This window comes from Azotobacter armeniacus (assembly GCF_054779355.1).
Window position 1 is genome coordinate 1 of sequence record NZ_BAAGYK010000113.1, and the last position, 546, is coordinate 546.

A 546-nucleotide genomic window follows, 5' to 3' on the forward strand; every position below is an offset into this window, starting at 1 on the left:
ACCACGCCGGGAAAGCGCTTGGTGACATTGACGATCTCGAGCAGGTATTCGGGGACCGCCGGCGTCGGCAGGACGGCCTTGATATTGTGGGCGCCGGTTGCTGAACTGAGCATGTTCACGATTTCCTCCTGGGGCGATGCCGCCGAATGGCGGGACGGCCAGTCACTTGCGTTGCAATTGGGTGTATTGCGTGTAGTTGTCGGGCGTTACCAGGTGCACCGGAATCCAGACGTCCCCTTGCAGGGCATCCTGGTGAGCAAGCCGGACCGCCACCTCCATGGCCTTCTCGCCCATGGCCACCGGATCGCGCAACAGGGTCACCGCCAACTGCCCGCGGGCGACGGCAACCATGCCGTCGGGCGTGCCGTCGATGCCGCCGACCAGCACGTCCTCGCGGCCGGCCTGGCGCAGCGCCATGGCGGCGCCGATGCCCATCTCGTCGTTGTTGGCCACCACCGCGTCGATCTCGCGGCCGGACAGCAGCCAGTTGTTCATCAAGTCCATGCCCCTCTCGCGCTGCCAGTCGCCGGACTGCTCCTCCACCAC

1 protein-coding gene is annotated in these 546 nt (G+C 66.3%); it reads right to left on the minus strand.

What is annotated here, in order from left to right:
- Positions 1 to 162 precede the first annotated feature (162 nt).
- Positions 163 to 546, minus strand: a 384-nt coding sequence (locus ACYVD0_RS15155; RefSeq protein ID WP_460427581.1) for a substrate-binding domain-containing protein, incomplete at its 5' end; no start/stop codon positions are given.